Below are 1,312 nucleotides of genomic sequence, written 5' to 3'. Positions count from 1 at the left end.
TGGCCGCCCAGCTCGAAGAAGTGGTCATGGCGGCCGATTTGTTCGACCTTGAGCACCTCGGCCCAGATCGCGGCCAGCGCGGTTTCGATCTCACCTTGCGGCGCCTCGAAGGCACGGCTGACCAACGCGTCGCTGCCCGGCTGCGGCAAGGCACGGCGGTCGAGCTTGCCGTTGGCAGTCAGCGGCAGCGCGTCCAGGCGCAAGTAAGCCGACGGCAGCATGTAGTCCGGCAGCACGCCTTGCAGACGCTCATGCAGCTCGCCGATGGTCGGCGCCTGGCCGGTGAAGTACGCCACCAGGCGCTTATCGCCCGGCACATCCTCGCGCACGATCACGGCGGCATCGCGTACACCCGGGCACTCGCCCAGGCGTGCCTCGATCTCGCCCAGCTCGATACGGAAGCCCCGCAGCTTGACCTGCTGGTCGGCGCGTCCCAGGTAACGCAGGGTACCGTCGGCCTGCCAGCTCACCAGGTCGCCGCTGCGGTACATCGTGCCGCCGTTGAACGGATCCGGCAGGAAGCGCTCAGCGGTCAGCTCCGGCTGGCCCAGATACCCCATGGCCACGCCGTCACCGGCGATATACAACTCGCCCACCGCTCCCACCGGCAGCAATTGCTGGCGAGCATCGAGCACATAGCAGCGGCTGTTGCCGATCGGCTTGCCAATCGGGATGCTGCCCTCGCCCACCTCGGTGATTTCGTGGGTGGTGCTGAAGGTGGTGGCTTCGGTCGGGCCGTAGCCATTGAGCAGGTGTTGCGGCGCGCCATCGCGTAGTACCCGGGTAATCACCGCCGGGTCCAGCACATCGCCACCAACCATCAGGTAGCGCAGGCCACGGAACGCCGGCAGCAAATCGTCGGCGAACTGATGGAACAGGCCAGCGGTCAGCCACAGCACGGTGACGCCCTGCTCCAGCAGGACTTCGCGCAGGCCCTGGCGCGACAGCACCGTGTCCTGGTCGACCACCACCACCGCGCCGCCGTTGAGCAGTGGCGCCCAGACTTCCAGGGTGCTGGCGTCGAACGCCGGGTTGGAAGCAAAGGCCACGCGGTCCTGGCGGTTGAAATCGGCAAAGCCGTTGTTGATCACCAGGCGCACGATGGCCCGGTGCGGCACCTGCACGCCCTTCGGCGTGCCGGTGGAGCCAGAGGTGTACATGATGTACGCCGCGCTGCCGGCGTCCACCGCCAGGCCCAACGGCGCATCGGCATAACCGCTCAGGTCGAGGCGGTCGAGTTCGACTCGGCGTGCGCCGTCCACCTGGGGCTGGTCGCTGTGGGTCAGCACCAACCGCGCCTGGCTGTCGGCCA

General features: G+C 67.8%; 1 protein-coding gene. It reads right to left on the bottom strand.

Going from position 1 to position 1,312, the window contains the following annotated elements; translation table 11 throughout:
- The coding region (locus NMG10_RS25765) for an amino acid adenylation domain-containing protein (RefSeq protein ID WP_254465372.1) at window positions 1–1,312 on the bottom strand (1,312 nt) is incomplete at both ends.

This window comes from Pseudomonas sp. DVZ6, assembly GCF_024259445.1.
Lineage (GTDB): Bacteria > Pseudomonadota > Gammaproteobacteria > Pseudomonadales > Pseudomonadaceae > Aquipseudomonas > Aquipseudomonas peradeniyensis.
The sequence above is the reverse complement of the archived record's forward strand: the minus strand, read 5'-3'. Positions and strand labels throughout refer to the sequence as shown.